This is a genomic window from Pseudonocardia acidicola (assembly GCF_012911935.1).
Lineage (GTDB): Bacteria > Actinomycetota > Actinomycetes > Mycobacteriales > Pseudonocardiaceae > Pseudonocardia > Pseudonocardia acidicola.
The window spans coordinates 1-18,925 of sequence record NZ_JAAXLA010000030.1; the positions used below are offsets into that span (position 1 = coordinate 1).

17 protein-coding genes and 1 tRNA gene are annotated in these 18,925 nt (G+C 72.3%); 13 read left to right on the forward strand and 5 right to left on the reverse strand.

Translation table 11 applies throughout. The features are described 5' to 3' along the window. From HF526_RS16975 to HF526_RS16985, 3 genes are all read left to right on the forward strand, one after another. On the forward strand, positions 1–1,130 hold a 1,130-nt coding region (locus HF526_RS16975; protein ID WP_338051533.1), incomplete at its 5' end, for an AAA family ATPase. Between the two features lie 151 nt (positions 1,131–1,281). Then, positions 1,282–1,473 (forward strand): helix-turn-helix transcriptional regulator, encoded by a 192-nt coding sequence (locus tag HF526_RS16980; RefSeq protein WP_169382436.1) that lies wholly within the window; start codon positions 1,282–1,284, stop codon positions 1,471–1,473. Further along, positions 1,473–2,846 (forward strand): tyrosine-type recombinase/integrase, encoded by a 1,374-nt coding sequence (locus HF526_RS16985; RefSeq protein WP_169382437.1) that lies wholly within the window; start codon positions 1,473–1,475, stop codon positions 2,844–2,846. The genes HF526_RS16980 and HF526_RS16985 overlap by 1 nt, the downstream gene beginning before the upstream one ends. A gap of 129 nt (positions 2,847–2,975) precedes the next feature. On the opposite strand, the gene HF526_RS16990 is transcribed toward HF526_RS16985, so the two are convergent. The 3 genes from HF526_RS16990 to HF526_RS17000 form a co-directional block, all read right to left on the reverse strand. Continuing rightward, positions 2,976–3,050, reverse strand: a tRNA-Arg gene (locus HF526_RS16990). Positions 3,051–3,079: 29 nt separating this feature from the next. Next, a complete protein-coding gene (locus HF526_RS16995; RefSeq protein ID WP_338051535.1) occupies positions 3,080–3,844 on the reverse strand; it encodes a DUF305 domain-containing protein in 765 nt (254 codons plus the stop codon). An 11-nt stretch (positions 3,845–3,855) separates the two neighbouring features. Further along, positions 3,856–4,686, reverse strand: coding sequence for a DUF3105 domain-containing protein (locus HF526_RS17000; protein WP_169382439.1), 831 nt, complete (start codon positions 4,684–4,686; stop codon positions 3,856–3,858). A gap of 123 nt (positions 4,687–4,809) precedes the next feature. Here HF526_RS17000 and argS point away from each other — a divergent pair, with 123 nt between their 5' ends. The 10 genes from argS to HF526_RS17050 all read left to right on the forward strand — a co-directional run bounded on the left by argS (position 4,810) and on the right by HF526_RS17050 (position 17,115). After that, on the forward strand, positions 4,810–6,459 hold the full coding sequence (argS, locus tag HF526_RS17005) for an arginine--tRNA ligase (RefSeq protein ID WP_169382440.1): 1,650 nt from the start codon (positions 4,810–4,812) through the stop codon (positions 6,457–6,459). A gap of 10 nt (positions 6,460–6,469) precedes the next feature. Beyond that, on the forward strand, positions 6,470–7,912 hold the full coding sequence (gene lysA, locus HF526_RS17010) for a diaminopimelate decarboxylase (RefSeq protein WP_169382441.1): 1,443 nt from the start codon (positions 6,470–6,472) through the stop codon (positions 7,910–7,912). Positions 7,913–8,045: 133 nt separating this feature from the next. Further along, positions 8,046–9,371, forward strand: coding sequence for a homoserine dehydrogenase (locus HF526_RS17015; protein ID WP_169382499.1), 1,326 nt, complete (start codon positions 8,046–8,048; stop codon positions 9,369–9,371). Further along, positions 9,368–10,456, forward strand: coding sequence for a threonine synthase (gene thrC, locus HF526_RS17020; RefSeq protein ID WP_169382442.1), 1,089 nt, complete (start codon positions 9,368–9,370; stop codon positions 10,454–10,456). Before HF526_RS17015 ends, thrC begins: the two co-directional genes overlap by 4 nt. A 10-nt stretch (positions 10,457–10,466) precedes the next feature. Further along, positions 10,467–11,381 (forward strand): homoserine kinase, encoded by a 915-nt coding sequence (thrB, locus tag HF526_RS17025; RefSeq protein WP_169382443.1) that lies wholly within the window; start codon positions 10,467–10,469, stop codon positions 11,379–11,381. 406 nt (positions 11,382–11,787) lie between these two features. Then, the gene (gene rho, locus HF526_RS17030) at positions 11,788–13,926 is read left to right on the forward strand and encodes a transcription termination factor Rho (protein WP_239028794.1); all 2,139 of its coding nucleotides are present in this window, start codon (positions 11,788–11,790) and stop codon (positions 13,924–13,926) included. Positions 13,927–14,065: 139 nt separating this feature from the next. Then, positions 14,066–14,290, forward strand: coding sequence for a 50S ribosomal protein L31 (rpmE, locus tag HF526_RS17035; protein ID WP_169382445.1), 225 nt, complete (start codon positions 14,066–14,068; stop codon positions 14,288–14,290). Positions 14,291–14,413: 123 nt separating this feature from the next. Continuing rightward, a complete protein-coding gene (gene prfA / locus HF526_RS17040; protein WP_169382446.1) occupies positions 14,414–15,484 on the forward strand; it encodes a peptide chain release factor 1 in 1,071 nt (356 codons plus the stop codon). 34 nt (positions 15,485–15,518) lie between these two features. Continuing rightward, a complete protein-coding gene (gene prmC / locus HF526_RS17045) occupies positions 15,519–16,415 on the forward strand; it encodes a peptide chain release factor N(5)-glutamine methyltransferase (RefSeq protein WP_169382447.1) in 897 nt (298 codons plus the stop codon). Positions 16,416–16,461: 46 nt separating this feature from the next. Continuing rightward, positions 16,462–17,115, forward strand: coding sequence for an L-threonylcarbamoyladenylate synthase (locus HF526_RS17050; protein ID WP_169382448.1), 654 nt, complete (start codon positions 16,462–16,464; stop codon positions 17,113–17,115). A 58-nt stretch (positions 17,116–17,173) separates the two neighbouring features. Here the strand turns inward: HF526_RS17050 and HF526_RS17055 are convergent, their stop codons facing one another. Both HF526_RS17055 and HF526_RS17060 read right to left on the reverse strand, forming a co-directional pair. Further along, a complete protein-coding gene (locus tag HF526_RS17055; RefSeq protein ID WP_169382449.1) occupies positions 17,174–18,046 on the reverse strand; it encodes a hypothetical protein in 873 nt (290 codons plus the stop codon). A gap of 128 nt (positions 18,047–18,174) precedes the next feature. After that, positions 18,175–18,876, reverse strand: coding sequence for a TetR/AcrR family transcriptional regulator (locus tag HF526_RS17060; protein ID WP_169382450.1), 702 nt, complete (start codon positions 18,874–18,876; stop codon positions 18,175–18,177). Between the last annotated feature and the right edge of the window lie 49 nt (positions 18,877–18,925).

The following is an 18,925-nucleotide window of genomic DNA, read 5'->3' on the forward strand; positions in this document are numbered from 1 at the left end:
CGGCCCACCACCCCGCCGCCCCCGGGACCGGCCCGCACAGCCCCGATCAGGACCCGCTGAGCGGCCCCGCCGCGGCGCGGGAGCGCCGCGGGTTGGAAGCCGTGCCCCCACCCCGCCGCACCGCCTGGGACGCCGAGGAACTGATGACCATGGCCTTCCCCGAACCCCGCTGGGCCGTGCCCGGCATCATCTGCGAGGGGGTCACCCTGCTCGCCGGCCCACCCAAGGTCGGCAAGTCCTGGATGGGCCTGGGCCTGGCCCTCGACATCGCCGCCGGCCGCCCCGCCCTCGGGTCCATCCCTGTCCAGGCCGGCCCGGTGCTCTACCTCGCCCTGGAGGACACCCCGCGCCGGCTGCAGTCCCGAATGCGCACCGTCCTGGCCGGCCGACCCGCACCGGCCGGGCTGACCCTCTCGATCGCGTGCCCGCCGATGCCGGCCGGCGGCGACGAGCAGATCGATGCCTGGCTGCACGCGCACCCCGGCGCCCGGCTGGTCGTGATCGACGTGTTCGCCAAGGTCCGCGGCACCCCACCGGCCGGGGTCGCCGCCTACGACGCCGACTACGCCGCCATGGGCCGGATCAAACGGGTCGCCGACCGGCACAACGTCGCCGTCGTCCTGGTCCACCACGTCCGCAAGGCCGCCGCCGAGGACTTCCTGGCCACCGTCTCGGGCACCAACGGCCTGGCCGGCGCCGCCGACGCCGTCCTGGTCCTGGAGCGCGCCCGCGCGCAGGCGGACGGGGTCCTGCACGTCACCGGCCGCGACGTCGACGAAACCGACTACCCGCTCGCCTTCGACCCCGAGGCCGGGGCCTGGCGAGTCCTCGACGGCCGCGCCGAGGACTACCTGATGCGTGACACCCGCTCGATGGTGCTGCGCTACCTGCGCGACTACCCGGGCCAGCGCCCGAAGCAGATCGCCGACGCGCTGCAGCTCGACCCCGCTGCGGTCCGGCAGACCTGCCGGCGCATGGCCGACGACGGGCAGCTGCGCGCCACCGCCGGTGGCCAGTACCGGCCCGCCGACAGTGACACCGGTGACAGCAGTGACACCCCCGCCGCCGTCACCCCGTCACTGCTGTCACTGCGTCACTCCAACACCGCTGACCAGGGCGAATCCCTGTGACCCCGCCTAGCCGGCCGAGTGACAGCCGCGGACCACCACTCAGGCCCTACCCCTGTCACTCCGTTACTGGACCCCGCTTGACCTGCGCAAACAGCTGTGACAAACAGAGTGACAGCAGAGTGACTGTCACTCCCGGACCCGGGAGAACTCTTTGAGCCGGCCGCCCGCCCGCCTCACCGTCAACGACCTCTGCGCCGAACTCGGCATCTCACGATCCACGTTCTACGACTGGCGCGCCAAGGGACGCGCCCCGCGCTGCATCAAGCTCCCCAATGGCGAGATCCGCATTCGTCGCACCGACTTTGAGAGCTGGCTCGACTCCCTCGAGGAGGTGGCCGCCTGATGACCGCCACCTACGACGTCCGTGTGTGGTCGATCGCGACCTACCAGGGACAGCGGGGCACCGCCTACATCGTCCGGTGGAAGGTCGGCGACCGAGCCAGGAAGGAGCGCTTCAAGACGCGTGCTCTCGCCGACAGCTTCCGCTCCGAGCTGATCTCGGCGACGCGGCGAGGGGAGGCATTCTCGGTCGAGACGGGGCACCCGATCTCGGCGTCACGACCCTCTCGGGACCTGGGCTGGTACGAGTTCGCGTGTGACTACGTCGACATGAAGTGGGCGCCGGCGGCCGCGACCTACCGGCGCAGCATCTCGGAGGCGCTGACGGCGATCACCGTCGGTCTGCTCGACGGCGACCGCGGTCGTCCTGATGCGGCGCTGATCCGCCGGTCGCTCCACCGGTGGGCGTTCAACACCAGCAGGCGGGATACCGCGGACTGCCCGGCGGAGGTCCGCGAGGCACTGGGCTGGGTTCGTCGTCACTCGGGCACCGTCGCTCGGCTGGCCGAGCCGGCCGTCCTGCGGCGCGTCCTGACGGAGATCAGCACGAAGCTCGACGGGACGCCCGGAGCGGCAAGCGTCGTGAGCAAGCGCCGGCGGGTGCTGTCCAACATCGCGGAGTACGCAGTGGAACGGGGGTGCCTCGACGTCAACCCGCTGCCCGCGTTCAAGTGGAAGGCGCCGAAGGCCGCGAGCGGGATCGATCGCAGGTCGGTGGTCAACCCGGTCCAGGCTCGGACCCTGCTCAACGCCGTGCGCGAGACGAAGCGCAGCGGTCCGCGCCTGGTCGCCTTCTTCGGGCTCATGTACTTCTCCGGCATGCGGCCGGAGGAGGCTGCCAACGTCCGCAAGCACAACCTCTCGATTCCCGATTCGGGATGGGGTGAGATCCATCTTGAAGAGGCCACTCCGTATGCCGGGCCGGACTGGACCAACGACGGCCGCCAGCGTGACCGGAGACAGCTCAAGAACAGGGCGCGAGGGGAGAGCCGAGTCGTCCCGTGCCCGCCAGAGCTGACCGAGATGCTGCAACAGCACATCGCCGAGTTCGGGACGGGAGCCGACGGCCGGCTGTTCGTGGGGGAGAGGTCCACCGACTTGCCGAAGCTCACGTACATGAGGGCCTGGCGGGCAGCTCGTCGGCAGGCCTTCACACCGGAGACGGCCGCGACGCCGCTGGGCGCGACGCCCTACACGCTGCGGCACGCCTGCGTCTCGACCTGGCTCAACGGGGGCGTGCCGGCCACTCAGGTCGCCGAGTGGGCCGGGCACTCGGTGGAGGTGCTGCTGAAGGTCTACGCCAAATGCCTCGACGGGCAGGACACAACAGCGCGCCGGCGCGTGATGCAGGCACTCGGCCACCGGGACGACGGCTGAAAACTTGGGCACGTATTGGGCACAGACGCCCGCCAACGGCCACCTACGGCCGCTGACGCCCGGACACAACAAGATCGGCCCCTCACCCTGTTTCAGCTGGTGAGGGGCCGTTCTGGCTGTTGGCACTGATGGTGCCCCCGGCAGGATTCGAACCTGCGCTCCCGCCTCCGGAGGGCGGTGCTCTATCCCCTGAGCTACGGGGGCCGTGCGATGAGGGAACTGTATCGCACGATCTACAGCGGCAACGGCTGCCCCCCTCGTTGGGCGAGAAGCTGCTTCATGTATGCAGCCTCCGAGGTCTGCGAGCTGAGCATCTGGCTCGCGAGGTTGCGGACCTCGGGGACGTCGGCGTGCTGCGCGGCGTACTGCAGCATCGAGGTGCCACCCTCGTGGTGGCGGAGCATGAGCTGCAGGAATAGCACGTCGAGGTCCTTGCCGGTGGCGGCACGCAGCCGCTTCAGGTCCTCGTCGCTGGCCATCCCGGGCATCGTGGCGACGCCACCGCTCGTCATGGAGCCGCCGTGGTCGTGGCTCATGGCGCCACTCATCCATGCCATGTGGTGCCCGCCGACCGGCAACGAGGCCTGGCCCCACAGTCCGAGCCAGCCCTGCATGCGGCCGATCTGCTGGGTCTGGGTCGACTCGATGTCGTAGGCGAGTTGGTGCAGCACCGGGTCCGTGGTGTGGTCGCGTTCCCAGGCGGCCATCTGGACGGCCTGCTCGTGGTGCACGGTCATGTCCTGGGCGAAACCGACGTCCACCGAGTCCGCCGCGGGTGTGGTCGTGCTCGACGATCCCGGGAGGCCGATCAGCAGGCCGGCCGCGGCACCGAGCAGCAGCAGGCCCACCGCGGCGACGACGGCGACCAGCGGCCGGGCCCAGCGCGGCTCACGTGGCCCCTCGCCACCCGGCCCCGGTCCCTGGTCGTCCACAGCGGGCGGCGGACCGTCCGGGGGCGGTTCGGTCTCGGGATCCGGGGACACGGCCGAGGCGCTCACTCCACCCAGTGTCATCCGCCGCTCCCGGTGCCGCCCGTGCCGCCGCCCATCGAGTCGGGGGTGACGCCGCTGGTGCCCCCGTTCTCCGCCACGACAGGGCTGCCGTTGACGGTGCGGCCGATGTCGCTGACCGGCGGCGTGGGGACGAACGGCGGCGGGTTGTCCTGGTCGAACTGGCCCGGGCCGAGGGCCTGGCAGCTCGCGCCGACCTCGGGGTAGGTGTACTGGTTGCGCCGCAGCGCGGTGATGAACTGGTCGATCCGGATGTCGTTCGCGTCACTCAGCTTCAGCTGGTGGCCCCAGGACTGCAGGGAGATCGGCTGGTCGAGGCCGGGGTAGGGCGAGATCACCGTGTACGGCTGGCCGTCGACCTTGGCCTTCAGCGTGGTGAGCGCGGCCCCGGTGACCTGGTCGGGGTTGTAGGCGATCCACACGGCGCCGTGCTCCAGGGAGTGCACCAGGTTCTCCTGGCGCACCGGGTTCGGGTAGACCACACCGTTGCAGGCGGCCCAGTACCCGTCGTGCGCGCCACCGAAGGGCGGGGAGTGCGTGTAGGCGACGCGGTCGGTGGGCAGCACGTGCTGTCCGCCCTGGTAGTTGATGACGTCGACGCCCTGGATCTGCCGCGACGGGTCCTGGTTCTGCGCGGTCGGGGTGAACGGTGCAAGCGCGTTGGCGCGGTCGGTGTTCTCCTTGTTGCGGAAAAACGCATAGCCGAACACCGAGCCCGCGAAGATCACCAGGACCAGCACGGCGGCGATCAGGCCCCACGGAGTGGACCGCCGGGTGACGACCGGCGTACGGGCGTTGCGGCCCGCCTTGCTGTTCTTGCCGCTGACCATGGACCGTCCCCGAGGTCGTCGAATGTGGCTTCTGCGACCTTCGCCCGGATGGCGGGTCGCGGTCCCGCAGTGTAGGAGCGCCGCATGAGAGGCCCCTGAGCAGCACCTCCTAGACTCGGTGAAGTGACTCCCGACGTGCTCGCCGACCTGGTTCGTGTCGCCGCGCTGGACGTGCTGGCCGACCGAGGCCTGGACGTCGCGGCGCTGCCCTCCGACGTCGGCGTCGAACGCCCCCGCAACCCTGAACACGGCGACTACGCGACCAACGTCGCCCTGCGTACCGCGAAGAAGGCCGGCGTCGCGCCGCGCGACCTGGCCGGCTGGCTGGTCGAGGACCTCGCCCGCCGCCCCGGCATCGCCGCCGCCGAGGTCGCCGGCCCCGGCTTCATCAACCTGCGCCTCGCCGCCGACGCGCAGGGTGCGCTGGTCGGCGAGGTGCTGGCCGCCGGCAAGGCCTACGGCACCGGTGACGAACTGGCTGGCCGCAACGTGAACCTCGAGTTCGTCTCGGCCAACCCGACGGGGCCGCTGCACCTGGGCGGCACCCGGTGGGCCGCGGTCGGCGACGCGCTGGGCCGGGTGCTCATCGCGCGCGGTGCGAAGGTCACGCGCGAGTACTACTTCAACGACGCCGGCGCGCAGATCGACCGGTTCGTCGCGTCGCTGGTGGCGGCTGCGAAGGGTGAGCCGCCGCCGGAGAACGGCTACGGCGGCGCCTACATCGGTGAGATCGCCGCGCAGGTGCTGGCGGCGGAGCCCGGTGCGCTCGACCTGCCCGACGCCGAGCGTGACGAGGTTTTCCGCCGGGTCGGCGTGAACCTCATGTTCGACGAGATCAAGCGCGCGCTGCACGCCTTCGGCACCGATTTCGACGTGTGGTTCCACGAGCAGTCGCTGCACGACTCCGGCGCCGTCGAGGCCGCGGTCGACCGGCTCAAGGAGTCGGGCAGCCTTTACGAGGCGGACGGCGCCTGGTGGCTGCGCTCCACCGACCACGGCGACGACAAGGACCGCGTCGTCATCAAGAGTGACGGCAACCCGGCCTACATCGCCGGCGACATCGCCTACCTGCTCGACAAGCGGGCGCGCGGGTTCGACCTGTGCATCTACATGCTCGGCGCCGACCACCACGGCTACATCGCCCGGCTCAAGGCGGCCGCGGCCGCGTTCGGCGACGACCCGGCGGTGGTCGAGGTGCTGATCGGGCAGCTGGTCAACCTGGTCAAGAACGGGCAGCCGGTGCGGATGAGCAAGCGCGCCGGGACGGTCGTGACCATGGACGACCTGGTCGACGCGGTCGGCGTCGACGCGGCCCGCTACTCGCTGATCCGGTCCTCGGTCGACTCCACTCTGGACATCGACCTCGACCTGATCGCCCGGCGCAGCAACGACAACCCCGTGTTCTACGTGCAGTACGCACACGCCCGGCTGGCGTCGCTGGCCCGCAACGCCGCCGATCTGGGCGTCGAGGTCGGTGACGCCTACGGGTTGCTCGAGCACCCGCGCGAGGGCGATCTGATCCGTACTCTGGGGGAGTTCCCGGCCGTCGTCGCCACGGCGGCCGAGCTGCGCGAACCGCACCGGGTGGCCCGCTACCTGGAGTCGCTGGCCAGCGCGTACCACAAGTTCTACGACTCCTGCCGGGTGCTGCCGATGGGCGACGAGGAGGTCACCGACCTGCACCGCGCCCGGCTCGCGCTGAGCGTGGCTGCCCGCCAGGTGCTGGCCAACGGTCTGGGCCTGCTCGGCGTCTCCGCTCCCGAGCGGATGTGAGAGGACCGAAGTGAACGTCCACCCCGCCGGCCCCCTGCATGCCGGCGTGCAGACACCCCCGGAGACCGCCGGCCCCAAGCCGGCCTGCGCCGCCGAGCTCGACGAGCTCGCCCCTGCGGTGTGGCCGCGCAACGCCGGGCGGCGTGCCGACGGCGTGGTCGAGGTCGCCGGCGTCGACGTCCGGGATCTCGCCGAGCAGTACGGCACCCCGCTGTTCGTGATCGACGAGAACGACTTCCGCTCCCGCGCCGCGGAGTTCGCCGCCGCGTTCGGCGCCGAGTCCGTCCACTACGCGGCCAAGGCGTTCCTGTGCACCGAGGTGGCCCGCTGGGTCGCCGACGAAGGCCTGTCGCTGGACGTGTGCAGCGGCGGCGAGCTCGCCGTCGCGATGCGCGCCGGGTTCCCGGCCGAGCGGATCGCGCTGCATGGCAACAACAAGTCGATCTCCGAGCTGATCGACGCGGTCGAGGCCGGCGTGGGCCGGGTCGTGCTCGACTCGTTCCACGAGATCGCCCGGCTCGACACCGTCGCCCGCGAGCGCGGCGTCGTGGCTCCGGTGATGATCCGGGTCACGGTCGGCGTCGAGGCCCACACCCACGAGTTCATCGCGACCGCGCACGAGGACCAGAAGTTCGGCTTCTCCATCGCGGGCGGGCCCGCCAGCGACGCCGCCGAGGCGGCTCGCCGGGTGCTCAAGTCCGAGGGCCTGTCGCTGGTCGGGCTGCACAGCCACATCGGCAGCCAGATCTTCGACACCGAGGGCTTCGAGGTGGCCGCCCACCGGGTGGTCCGGCTGCTCGCCGAGCTGCACCGCGAGCACGGCGCCGACAAGCTCGCCGACCTGAGGACCCTCGATCTCGGTGGTGGCATCGGCATCGCCTACCGCGCCGACGAGGTGCCGCTGAGCGTCGCCGAGCTCGCCGGGCAGCTGCGCGACATCGTCAAGCGCGAGTGCCACTCCGCCGGGCTGGACGTGCCGGACATCGCCGTCGAGCCGGGCCGGGCCATCGCCGGGCCGGGCACCGTGACGCTCTACGAGGTCGGCACGCTCAAGGACGTCCCGCTGGGCAGCAGCTCGTCGCGGCGCTACGTCAGCGTCGACGGCGGGATGAGCGACAACATCCGCACCGCGCTCTACGACGCGGTGTACGACTGCCGGCTGGTCTCCCGGGCCTCGGCGGTCGACGGCAGCCCGGAACCTGCGCTGTCGCGGGTGGTTGGCAAGCACTGTGAATCCGGCGATATCGTCGTCCGGGACTGTTGGCTACCGGCCGATCTCGCGCCCGGCGACCTGCTCGCCGTGGCCGCGACCGGCGCGTACTGCTATTCGATGGCCAGCTCGTACAACCGGCTGCCGCGGCCCGCGGTGGTCGCTGTGCGCGACGGGCAGGCCCGGGTGCTGCTGCGCCGGGAGACGGTGGAGGACCAGTTCCGGCTGGAGGTGGCCGGGTGAACCGGGGCACTCTGTTGCCCCGTACCGGCCCGCGAGCAGTCATGATTCGTGCCCGGAACTCACCGGGACCGCTGGGAGGAGTGGCGTGACGGGGAACGGCCCGAGGGGCAACGGCGCGCCGATCCGGGTGGCGATGCTCGGCTGCGGGACGGTCGGTGGCGAGGTGGTGCGGCTGCTGGACACCCAGGCCGACGACCTCGCGGCACGGATCGGTGCCCCGGTCGAGCTGGTCGGGGTGGCCGTGCGCCGCCCACACAGGCACCCTGAACTGCCCGAGGGGCTGCTCACCACGGACGCGGCGGGCCTGGTCGCCCGCGACGACGTCGACGTGGTCGTCGAGGTGATCGGGGGCATCGAGCCGGCGCGGACGCTGCTGCTCGAGGCGCTCAAGGCGGGCAAGTCCGTGGTGACCGCGAACAAGGCGCTGCTTGCCGAGGACGGTGCGACGCTGGCGGAGGCGGCCGACGCGTCGGGCGTCGACCTGTACTACGAGGCCTCGGTGGCCGGGGCGATCCCACTGCTGCGTCCGCTGCGCGAGTCGCTGGCCGGTGACCGGATCACCCGGGTGGCCGGGATCGTCAACGGCACCACCAACTACATCCTCTCCGCGATGACCGCGTCCGGCGCCGGGTACGCCGAAGCGCTCGAGGAAGCGACCCGGCTGGGTTACGCCGAGGCCGATCCGAGCGCCGACGTCGACGGCTACGACGCCGCGTCGAAAGCCGCGATCCTGGCCTCACTGGCCTTCCACACCCGGGTCTGCGCCGCCGACGTGTACTGCGAGGGCATCCGCGGGGTCACCGCGGCCGACATCGCCGCGGCCGCCACGCTGGGCTGCACGATCAAGCTGCTGGCCATCTGCGAGCGGGTCGATGCCGGCGGCGAGGATTCGGTGTCGGCCCGGGTCTATCCGGCCATGATCCCGCAGAGCCACCCGCTCGCGGCCGTCGACGGTGCCTTCAACGCGGTGTTCGTCGAGGCCGAGGCGGCGGGGCAGCTGATGTTCTACGGGCAGGGCGCCGGCGGCGCGCCGACCGCGAGCGCCGTGCTCGGCGACCTGGTCGCGGTGGCCCGCAACCAGGTGGTCGGTGGGCGCGGCCCGCGCGAGTCGGCCTATGCGAGCCTGCCGGTGCGCCCGATGGGCGCGGTACCCACGCGGTACCACGTGAGCCTGGAGGTGGCCGACCGCGCCGGTGTGCTCGCCGCGATAGCGGGGGAGTTCGCCCAGCACGGCGTCAGCATCGCCGCGGTCCGGCAGACCGGGGGCGGGCAACTCCCGCTCAACGGGGACAACGAAGGCGGGGCCCGCCTCGTCGTCGTCACGCACGGGGCCCCCGACGCGGCGCTGGCCGCGACGGTGGACGCGCTGAGCGGGTTGGACGCGGTACGCGGAGTGGACAGCGTGCTGCGGGTAGAGGATCTAGGCCGCTCGGTGAGCGCGCTGGGGGTGGCCGGATGAGTGCTGCAACGCCTGCCCGGACGGGGCTGAACCGCTGGCCGGGGGTGATCGAGGCCTACCGGGACCGGATGCCCGTGCAGCCGGACTGGACGATCGTCACCCTCGGCGAGGGCGGCACGCCGCTGCTGCCGGCGCCGCACCTGTCCGAGGCGACCGGATGCGAGGTCTACCTCAAGGTCGACGGCGCCAACCCGACCGGCTCGTTCAAGGACCGCGGGATGACCATGGCGGTCACCGCGGCACTGGCCGACGGCAAGCAGGGCGTGTTGTGCGCGTCCACCGGGAACACCTCGGCCTCTGCCGCCGCCTACGCCGCGCGGGCCGGCCTGACCTGCGCCGTTCTCGTCCCGCAGGGCAAGATCGCGCTCGGCAAGCTGGCCCAGGCCGTCGCGCACGGGGCGAAGATCCTGCAGATCGACGGCAACTTCGACGACTGCCTGGAGCTCGCCCGCAAGACCGCGGCCGACTACCCGGCGATCGCGCTGGTGAACTCGGTGAACCCGACCCGCATCGCCGGGCAGGCCAGCGCCGCCTACGAGATCTGCGACGAACTCGGCCGGGCGCCCGACATCCACTGCCTGCCGGTGGGCAACGCGGGCAACATCACCGCGTACTGGAAGGGCTACCGCGGCTACCTCGCCGACGGGCTGATCTCGGAACTGCCGCGGATGTTCGGCTTCCAGGCCGCCGGTGCCGCGCCGCTGGTGAACGGCGCGCCGGTCAAGAATCCGGAGACGATCGCCACCGCGATCCGGATCGGTGCCCCGGCGTCGTGGGGTTCCGCGGTCGCGGCGCGTGACGAGTCGAACGGGCTGTTCGCGGCGGTGACCGACGACGAGATCCTGGCCGCCTACCGGCTGCTGTCCTCCCGCGAGGCGGTGTTCGTCGAGCCGGCATCGGCGGCGAGCGTGGCCGGGCTGCTCCAGTCGAGCGCGAACGGCACGCTGCCGCGCGGATCGCTGGTCGTCTGCACGGTCACCGGCCACGGCCTCAAGGACCCCGACACCGCGCTGCTCACCGCCCCGGCGCCGACGGTGGTGCCGATCGACCCGGGTGCCGTCGCGGCGGCCCTCGAGCTGCAGTGATGGTGCGCTGATGGGCCGGCCGAGGGAGGTCCGCGTCCGGGTACCGGCCTCGTCGGCCAACCTCGGCCCGGGCTTCGACTCGCTGGGGCTGGCGCTGTCGCTCCACGACGACGTCGAGGTCACCGCGGTCTCGTCGCCCGGCGTGCACGTCGAGGTGTCCGGCGAGGGCGCGGGACAGGTTCCCTGTGATGATTCCCACCTCGTCGTCCGGGCGATGCGCACCGCGTGGGCCATCTTCGGCGACGCGCCGACCGGGTTGCGGTTGCGCTGCCGCAACGCCATCCCGCACTCGCGCGGGCTGGGCTCCTCCGCCGCCGCCGCAGTGGCAGGCGCGGTGGCCGCCGCCGTGCTCGCGGGCCGTGACCCGGAACTCGAGCGTGACGCCTTGTTGCAGGTCACCGCAGGTATGGAGGGGCACGCCGACAACGCGGCGGCCAGCCTGCTCGGCGGGTTCGTCATCGCGTGGGAATCCGAGCAGACCCCCGGGAATAACGCGGGCCGGTTCAACGCTGTACGTCTCGACGCGCACGCCGGAATCCACCCGGTAGCGCTCGTCGCGGGGGTCGAGTCGTCCACCAAGACGACCCGTGGGCTCTTGCCCGAGCGGGTACCGCTGGTCGACGCCGCGTTCACCGGGAGCCGCACGGCACTGTCGGTGCTGGCTTTCACCCAGCGTCCCGACCTGCTGCTCGAGGCCACCGAGGACCGGCTGCACCAGGGCTACCGGCGCCCGGCCTACCCCGAATCGGCCGATCTGGTCGACGTCCTGCGCGCACACGATGTGCCGGCGGCGATCTCCGGTGCCGGGCCGACCGTTCTCGCGCTGACCAGCGACGGGACTCTGCCCGAGGGAATCGATCTGCACGGCTTCACCGTTGCGGCACTACCCGTCGACGCCACCGGCGCGCAGGTCGAGATCGGATAGTTCGGCGCGCCACGAGGGGGGTTGTTGCCCGAGCAGGTAAGAACGTCTACCCTCGGGACCGCACGGCGATCCACGCGTCATCCGCGTGGCCTCTCGAGCCGGAATCTTCGCCCCTCCTTCAGGACGGGGCACGGAGATCTGGTTCCGGACCGAGCGGCCTCTTCCCCGCGACCGTCGCAATGGTCGCCGCCCCCTGCTGTCGGGACGGTTGCCGACCACGCGGCCCCGTAGCCGATTTTCGTCCGGCGGACCGTCCGGGCGAGTTGTGAATCCGCTGACCAGGGCAAATGACCCGGGTCGGTCAGGAAGGACCTTCGTGAGCGAGACTGATCTCGTCAGCACCGAGACTGCCGCAGCAGATGCCGTGACCACCGCTCCTCCCCGTAAGCGGGGCGGCCTGTCCGGGATGGTTCTGGCGGAACTGCGCCAGCTTGCTGGTGAGCTGAACATCCCCGACACCACCGGGATGCGGAAGGGCGATCTCATCGCTGCCATCAAGGAACGCCAGGCCGGCGGCGCTGCCGCGGCCTCCGGGGCGTCCACGACCTCGTCGTCCCGTCGGGCGGCATCCACGCAACTGCCGCTCCCCGAGAACGGTGACGGCACCGCCGCCGCGCCCGTGACCAGTGCCGACGCCCCTGCGTCGGGCTCTGACAACGGTGCCGCGCCCGCCGCTGCCACCACCACCACGACCACTCGGCGCCGCCGCACGGCCTCGCGCCCGGCCGGAGCGCCGGACCCGCAGCCTGCGGCCAAGGACGCCGGCACCGAGGCTGCCGCGTCGCCGGCCGCCGAGTCCGCGCCGGCGACGGCGCCCGCCGCTGACCGCGCCTCTTCGAGCGCCCCGGCGGCCACCCCCGACGCCACCGCCGGCAACGCCACCGAGTCCGCCGCTCCGGCGACCGGTGAGGCCGAGACCGGCACCCGCCGCACCCGTCAGACCCGGCGTGGCCGTGGCGCCGACCGCAACGCCGAGCAGGCCACCGACCAGGGCGGAGCCGCCACTGAGACCGGTGCCGCGGCAGTGCCCGCCGAGACGGCGGGCAAGGGCGAGACCGACACCGACGGCAACGACCGCGGCTCCCGCCAGGACGGCCGCCGCTCCCGCCAGGACGGCGACCGCGAGGGCCGGGGCGACCGCGACGGCGGCCGGAACAACCGCGGCGAGAACCGCGGGGACAACAACCGCAACGACCGCGGTGACCGCAACGACAACCGGGGCGGTAACGACCGCAACGACCGGAACACCCGCGACAGCCGCGACGACGACTCCGACGACGAGGGTGATGGTCGCGGCCGCCGCGGCCGCCGCTTCCGGGATCGCCGCCGTGGCCGCGACCGCGACCGCGACCGCACCGGTGGCGGCGGTGGCCAGAACAACGTCGACACCGAGGTGCGTGACGACGACGTGCTGCTCCCGGTGGCCGGGATCGTCGACATCCTGGACAACTACGCGTTCGTCCGCACCACCGGCTACCTGTCGGGCCCGACCGACGTCTACGTGTCGCTGTCGATGGTCCGCAAGTACGGCCTGCGCCGCGGTGACGCGATCACCGGTGCGGTCCGCCAGCCCCGCGAGGGTGAGCAGGCGCGACAGAAGTTCAACCCGCTCGTGCGGGTCGACACGGTCAACGGCCGTGACCCGGAGTTCGCCAAGCAGCGGCCCGAGTTCACCAAGCTGACCCCGCTCTACCCGAACGAGCGGCTGCGCCTGGAGACCGAGCCGAGCAAGCTGACCACCCGGGTCATCGACCTGGTCATGCCGATCGGCAAGGGCCAGCGTGCACTGATCGTCTCGCCGCCCAAGGCCGGTAAGACCATGATCATGCAGTCGATCGCCAACGCGATCACCACCAACAACCCCGAATGCCACCTCATGGTCGTGCTCGTCGACGAGCGGCCGGAGGAGGTCACCGACATGCAGCGGTCGGTGAAGGGCGAGGTCATCGCGTCCACGTTCGACCGCCCGCCGTCGGACCACACGACGGTCGCCGAGCTGGCCATCGAGCGGGCCAAGCGACTGGTCGAGATGGGCCACGACGTCGTCGTGCTGCTCGACTCGATCACCCGACTGGGCCGGGCCTACAACCTGGCGGCGCCGGCGTCGGGCCGGATCCTGTCCGGTGGTGTCGACTCCACGGCGCTGTACCCGCCGAAGCGCTTCCTCGGCGCGGCGCGCAACATCGAGGACGGCGGTTCGCTGACCATCTTCGCCACCGCCCTCGTCGAGACCGGGTCCACGATGGACACGGTGATCTTCGAGGAGTTCAAGGGCACCGGTAACGCCGAGCTCAAGCTCGACCGCAAGATCGCCGACAAGCGGGTCTTCCCCGCGATCGACATCGACGCGTCCGGTACCCGCAAGGAGGAGCTCCTGCTCAGCCCGGACGAGCTCGCTGTCACGGTCAAGCTGCGCCGGGTGCTCGCCGCCCTCGACGACCAGCAGGCCATCGACCTGATCCTGGACCGGCTGCGCAAGACGCGCACCAACATCGAGTTCCTGATGTCGGTCGCGAAGACGACCCCCGGCTCGGACGACAACTGAGGCGGGGCGACCGCCGGCTGACACATCCGGGCCGCCCGTGGGAATCCGCGGGCGGCCCGGATGGTTGAATAGCACGTCACTCCCGGTTCCGGTTCACCCTCCCCGGAGGGACCCGGCGGCCATGAAGAGAGGAAAGCCCATGCGTTCGGGTATCCACCCCGATTACGTCGAGACCCAGGTCACCTGTGGTTGCGGCAACCAGTTCACCACTCGTAGCACCAAGAAGAGCGGCGCGATCACCGTCGAGGTCTGCTCGGCTTGCCACCCCTTCTACACCGGCAAGCAGAAGATCCTGGACTCCGGTGGCCGGGTCGCCCGGTTCGAGGCGCGCTACGGCAAGCGCGGCGCCCGCGCCGGCAAGTAGCTTCACCGACGGCGCCCATCACCGCTGTGTGATGGGCGCCGTCCGCATGTCCGGGCCCCTTCGGGGGCCCGGCGCCCGAAGGCTCGACCCGAGAACGGAATCCCGAGAACGGAACGACGAGAGATGACCGCACCGGCTGCGTCGTTGGATGCGTTGCTCGCCGAGCACGCCGACCTGGAGCTGATGCTCGCCGACCCGGCCGTGCACGCCGACGCCGCGAACGCCCGCAAGCTCGGCCGCCGCTACGCGGAGATCGGCCCGATCGTGGCCGTCGCCCGCGAGCTGGGCGCGGCCCGCGCCGACCACGAGGCCGCACGTGAGCTGGCCCGCGAGGATGCGGCCTTCGCCGCGGAGGCCGAGGAGCTGACCGGGCGGATCGCCGCGCTGGAGACCCGGCTGGCCGAGCTGCTCGTCCCGCGGGACCCGCACGACGGCGACGACGTGGTGCTCGAGGTCAAGTCGGGGGAGGGCGGCGAGGAGTCCGCGCTGTTCGCCGGCGATCTGGTGCGGATGTACCTGCGCTACGCCGAGCGTCGCGGCTGGAAGACCGAGGTGCTCGACGCCACCGATTCCGACCTGGGTGGCTACAAGGACATCACGCTGTCGGTACGGTCCCGCACACCCACCCCGGACGGAGTCTGGTCGGCGCTGAAGTTCGAGGGCGGCGTGCACCGCGTGCAGCGGGTGCCGGTCACCGAATCGCAGGGCCGCATCCACACCTCGGCCGCCGGCGTCCTGGTCTACCCCGACACCGGCGAGGACGCCGACGTCGAGATCGACGAGAACGACCTGCGCATCGACGTGTTCCGCTCCTCCGGGCACGGCGGGCAGAGCGTCAACACCACCGACTCGGCGGTCCGCATCACGCACCTGCCCACCGGCATCGTCGTCTCCTGCCAGAACGAGCGGTCCCAGCTGCAGAACCGGGCCCGCGCCATGGAGGTCCTGCGGTCCCGGCTGCAGGCCCTCGCCGAGGAGGAGGCCGCGGCCAGGGCCTCGGACCAGCGGCGCTCGCAGGTCCGCACCGTCGACCGCTCGGAGCGGATCCGCACCTACAACTTCCCGGAGAACCGGATCTCCGACCACCGGGTCGGCTACAAGGCCTACAACCTGGCCGCCGTCCTCGACGGTGACCTCGACGACGTGCTGGCCGCGCTGGTCGCGGCCGACCGCGCGGAGTCGGTCGGGCAATGAGTCGCTCGCGGCCCCGGAAGTCGTTGGAATGAGCATGACCAGGCAACCGCTGCGGGTGGCCGTGCTGGAGGCCGAGCGGATGCTGGCCGCCGCGGGGGTCGAGAGCCCCCGGGTGGACGCCGAGATCCTGGCCGCGCACGTCGTCGGCGTGGAGCGCGGGCGGCTGATGATGGTTCCGCTCGTCGACCCGCCGGTGGTGGAGGCCTACCGCAGGCTGGTGGTGCGCCGCGCCGCCCGGGAGCCGCTGCAGCACCTGCTGGGCACCGCGGTGCTGGGCCCCGCCACGGTCGCCGTCGGCCCGGGGGTGTTCACCCCGCGCCCGGAGACCGAGTTGCTGCTCGAGTGGGGCCTGCAACGCATCGCCGACGTGCCGGACCCGCTGGTCGTGGACCTGTGTACCGGGTCCGGGGCGCTCGCGCTGGCAATCGCGGCGTGCCGGCCGGACGCGCGGGTCCACGCCGTCGAGGCCGACCCGGGCGCGCTGAGCTGGGCCCGGCGCAACATCTCCGCGCACGTCGCGACCGGCGGCACGCCCGTCACGCTGCACGCCGCCGACGTCCGGTGGTCCGACCTGCTCGTCGAGCTGGAGTCGAAGGTCGACCTGGTGGTGTGCAATCCGCCGTACGTGCCCGACGGCACGCCGCTGCCACCGGAGGTCACCGAATGGGATCCGCCGGATGCGGTGTTCGGCGGCCCGGACGGGCTGGAGATCATCCGTGCGGTCATCTCCTCCTCGGCCGCACTGCTGCGATACGGCGGCTGGCTGGGCATCGAGCACGACGACACCCACGGCGAGACCGTCCCTGCGTTGCTGCGCAGGCGCAAGGTGCTCAGCGACGTCGAGGAGCACACCGACCTCGCCGGGCGGCCGCGGTTCGCGACCGCCCGGCGGCGGCGCCCCGAATCGCGCCGGCCGGGCCCCGGCCGCTGAGGGACGGCCTCGCAGGCCCGATCGGCGCCGGTCGTAGGCTCGCGTCGTGACCTCCCCGCCTACCTTCGACTGTTCCGACCCGGACGCCCGGGCCGAAGGACTCGCCGCGGCCGCCCGCGCGGTGCGCGCCGGTCAGCTCGTCGTACTGCCGACCGACACCGTCTACGGGGTGGGCTGCGACGCGTTCTCCGGCGCCGCGGTGCGTTCGCTGCTCGCGGCCAAGGGCCGCGGCCCGGACATGCCGGTGCCGGTGCTCGTCGGCTCCTGGTCGACCATCGACGGCCTGGTGATGGGCGTGCCGGCCGCCGCCCGCGAGCTCATCGAGGCGTTCTGGCCCGGCGGGCTGTCGCTGGTGCTGCCGCACGCCCCGTCGCTGGCCTGGGACCTCGGCGCGACCCGGGGCACCGTCATGCTGCGGATGCCGCTGCACCCGGTGGCGCTGGAACTGCTGCGCGACGTCGGGCCGATGGCCGTGTCCAGCGCGAACAGGTCGGGCTCGGCGCCGGCCGCGAACGCCTCCGACGCCGCGGCCCAGCTCGGCGACTCGGTGGCGGTGTACCTCGACGGCGGGCCCTCCGGCGAGCCGATCGCCTCCACGATCGTCGACCTGACCGCCGACGCACCCCGGGTGCTGCGCGAGGGCGCGGTCCCGCTGTCCGACATCGCCGAGGTCCTGGGCCGTGAGGTCCTGACGGCCTGACCCGGCCTACGGCGGCCGAGCGCACCCTCAGTGCTGTGCGCTCATGATCGAATCGCCGTCAGGGTGCAGTCGGCGCGGCGAGGAGAGCGCGGCGGCGGCGGTAGATGTCTCGAACGGCCGTGAGCGTGGTCTGTGGCGTGCGGGTGAGGTCGCCCTTCCCGAAGCGGATCGTGTGCCAGCCGTGACGCCCGGTCCGGACGTCGCGGCGGCGATCCAGCTCGTCGACGTGCCGATCGCCGTCGTACTCGATCGCGAGCAGCGCGTCGGGGTAGGCGAGGTCGAAGCGAGCGAGCACGAAGCCGTGCTCGTCGAACAGGCGGTACTGCACCACCGGTGCCGGCAACCCCGCCAGAACCAGGAGCAGCCGCAGCCGGGTCTCCATGGGCGACTCGGCGCCGGGGTCGGCCAGGGCCACGACCCGGTCGAGCTGCCGGCAGCCGCGGGCACCGGGCTGCAGTGCGCGCAGTTGCAGCAGGGTCTTCGGAGCGAAGGCGCCGCGCCGGGCCAGCGCGTCGACCGCCACGACGGCCTCCACCAGCGGTTCTCGCCTGGCCAGGTCCCATGCGGTGCGCAGCGGCGAGGTCAACCGGCATCCGTCGGCGTCGACCAGCTCGGACGGGGCTGCCGCACCTCGGGTCACCCGTAGTCCTCGCTGTGGTTTCACATGCCGCGCGACGAGCACTTCCGCCGGCGTCCGTACCGGGCCGCAGCTGCATCCGAGCAGCTCCGCCGCGGAGTAGCCGTTCAGCACCCCGCCCCGGCGTTCGACGAAGAGGAATGCGGCCCGGGACAAGGTTCGGAGATCGACTGTCGCGCCCGCCCGCAGATAGACGTCCGGGAAGAGCCGCCGGAACCGGGGTCCGCGCAGCACGCCGGGCGTCAGCACGCCGCAGGCGAGGACGTCCGAGCCGCGGAACGGGCCGTCGAGCACGCTCGGAGCGTCCCAACATCGCGGCAATGTCGTGGCCGTTCGGCCGAACTCGCGCCGCCACGCGCCCCGAGTGTTACCTCACTGCTGTGCGCTCGTGATCGAACCACCGTGCGGGTGCACTCGATGGGCTATGGCAGGCCGACCTGGGTGGCGAGCTGGTCGACCGCGTGGTCGAAGAACGCGTCGTGGTCGGCGACCACGTTGTGCGTGTGCCCGAAGAGCTCGAAGCTGACGGCGCCGAACAGGGACGACCACGCGAGGACCGCGCGCGCGGCCAGGGACGAGTCCGGGTCGTCGCAGGACAGCCCGAGGGCCTCGGCCAGGCCGTCGGCCAGGGCCGCGTCGGCGCCGGCCGCGGCGGGCGGAGCCGGGGCCAGCCGTCCCGCGGCGCGGGCATCGGCCAGCACCTGCGCGAGCACCACGCCGACCCGGGCGGCCGGGTCGATGGTGGCCTCCGGGGCGGCGTAACCGGGCACCGGGGAGCCGTAGACGAGCGCGTACTCGTGCGGGTGGGCCAGCGCCCAGTCCCGGATCGCACGGCACGCCGCGCGCCAGCGTCCGCGTAGGTCGTCGCGGGGGAGGGCGGCCTCGGCCTGTTCGGCGGCCTCGCCGAGCGCGTCGTAGGCCTCGACGATCAGCGCGGTGAGCAGGTCGTCGCGGGAGGGGAAATAGCGGTACACCGCCGAGGACGCCATCCCCAGCTCGCGGGCCACCGCGCGCAGCGACAGCGCGGCCGCGCCGCTCGTCGCGAGGTGGCGGCGTGCGACCTCCGCGATCTCGCTCGTCAGTTGGGCGCGCACCCGGGCGCGGGCGTTCGCAGGCGCGGACATCCCGCCAGTGTGGCATGCCGGAAGAGCGCCGCAACCAGAGGAGAGCGGT

Excerpts from the sequence above, each read along its gene's own strand:
- HF526_RS17015 (WP_169382499.1), top strand. The coding sequence starts at position 8,046 with ATGCTCGGCTGCGGGACGGTCGGTGGCGAGGTGGTGCGGCTGCTGGAC.
- thrB (WP_169382443.1), top strand. The coding sequence starts at position 10,467 with ATGGGCCGGCCGAGGGAGGTCCGCGTCCGGGTACCGGCCTCGTCGGCC.
- thrC (WP_169382442.1), top strand. The coding sequence starts at position 9,368 with ATGAGTGCTGCAACGCCTGCCCGGACGGGGCTGAACCGCTGGCCGGGG.
- rho (WP_239028794.1), top strand. The coding sequence starts at position 11,788 with ATGGTTCTGGCGGAACTGCGCCAGCTTGCTGGTGAGCTGAACATCCCC.
- prmC (WP_169382447.1), top strand. The coding sequence starts at position 15,519 with ATGACCAGGCAACCGCTGCGGGTGGCCGTGCTGGAGGCCGAGCGGATG.
- rpmE (WP_169382445.1), top strand. The coding sequence starts at position 14,066 with ATGCGTTCGGGTATCCACCCCGATTACGTCGAGACCCAGGTCACCTGT.
- HF526_RS17000 (WP_169382439.1), bottom strand. The coding sequence starts at position 4,686 with ATGGTCAGCGGCAAGAACAGCAAGGCGGGCCGCAACGCCCGTACGCCG.
- prfA (WP_169382446.1), top strand. The coding sequence starts at position 14,414 with ATGACCGCACCGGCTGCGTCGTTGGATGCGTTGCTCGCCGAGCACGCC.
- HF526_RS17060 (WP_169382450.1), bottom strand. The coding sequence starts at position 18,876 with ATGTCCGCGCCTGCGAACGCCCGCGCCCGGGTGCGCGCCCAACTGACG.
- HF526_RS16985 (WP_169382437.1), top strand. The coding sequence starts at position 1,473 with ATGACCGCCACCTACGACGTCCGTGTGTGGTCGATCGCGACCTACCAG.